We start from the raw sequence: 1,156 nt of genomic DNA, 5'->3' as shown, positions 1-1,156 counted from the left end.
CTGACAATTAGATCGTTAGGTTGTTTTTGACTGATTTACGAGCATCCCTAAAATAGAGGGCAGACAAGAGAACCTTCAAGAAATATACAATCTCTACAAGGAATTTGCCGACAAGAAACGCCCCGTTATGGAAACTGACGAGGAGCCAGGTTGGGAAGGCAACATTATTTTAGCACTCGGTATAGACTATGGCGACCGCAATCTTTGTGGTAACATTCTCCATTGTGACCTTAAAGATGGAGTTCTCGAAATGGAAGCTGAGGAAGTCGCATTCATCACAGATTTCAAGATTCTGGTTGAAAATCACTACAAAGACATGAAAGTCTATTTCATCACGGAAGACAAAGAAGGCGACATCTATACCACCAACGATGCCTACCGCAAGTATTTCCACGGCTTGCCGAGCGACTACATTGTTGTTCCTTAAACCATTGAAAAAGATAAAAAAATAGAGACATGGGCATTAAAACATTCTTTGCATCACTAATGATGCTGATAACCATAGCCGCTATGTGTTCGCCGCTGTACCTTGTTTGGCTCGGATTGACGATGAGCGGCTCTGCATTAGTGCGTATAGGCTTGATAGTCGTCGGACTTATCCTGTGCAGACTATTCAAACCAATATCCAACTTGTTTGACAAGGATTTCAAGATCTTCTAAAAAGCAGGATGTCGAGTCTTTTCTAAAAAGTCTAAGACATCCTGTTGGCTGTACCAGTACTTATCACCAATTTTTGAATAGGCGAGCAATCCTTGCTCTCTGTATTTTTGTATAAGCCGTTCTTCAACACCAAGCACTTTACACATTTCTTTGTTGTTGTAATATTGCGGTTGAGCAACACATTTATCTTTGAGTATAGAGACTTTTAGAGTTAAGTCTCTGACTTTCGACACAATGGCTTCCCATTGTGTTTTTTCAATAAGCAGCATCTCTTTCTTTTCTGTCATAATTTTTAAAGTTAGTTCTAAATATATAATAATGCGTATTAGCAAAATGCTTCACGTTTGTTGTTTGCCATAAATTCATCAATGTCTGTTTGGGTGTACCAATACTTATCACCACATTTGCTATAGGACAGCAAATCATTATAGCGATATTTACGTAGGGTCTACTAATTAAATGTAACCAACTGAAGTTCAATAAATTACCTTCCAAT

3 protein-coding genes are annotated in these 1,156 nt (G+C 38.6%); 1 reads left to right on the top strand and 2 read right to left on the bottom strand.

Features of this window, described 5'->3' with window-relative positions; translation table 11 throughout:
* Positions 1-127 precede the first annotated feature (127 nt).
* Positions 128-427 (top strand): hypothetical protein, encoded by a 300-nt coding sequence (locus tag KM934_RS12790; RefSeq protein ID WP_215761004.1) that lies wholly within the window; start codon positions 128-130, stop codon positions 425-427.
* A gap of 229 nt (positions 428-656) precedes the next feature.
* Here KM934_RS12790 and KM934_RS12785 read toward each other — a convergent pair whose 3' ends face one another.
* Positions 657-947, bottom strand: coding sequence for a helix-turn-helix domain-containing protein (locus KM934_RS12785; RefSeq protein ID WP_215761001.1), 291 nt, complete (start codon positions 945-947; stop codon positions 657-659).
* Positions 916-1,156, bottom strand: a 241-nt coding sequence (locus tag KM934_RS12780) for a hypothetical protein (RefSeq protein WP_215761000.1), incomplete at its 5' end; no start/stop codon positions are given. The genes KM934_RS12780 and KM934_RS12785, both read right to left, overlap by 32 nt.

Source organism: Hallella faecis (genome assembly GCF_018789675.1).
In the GTDB taxonomy this organism is placed as follows: Bacteria; Bacteroidota; Bacteroidia; order Bacteroidales; family Bacteroidaceae; genus Prevotella; species Prevotella faecis.
The sequence above is the reverse complement of the archived record's forward strand: the minus strand, read 5'-3'. Positions and strand labels throughout refer to the sequence as shown.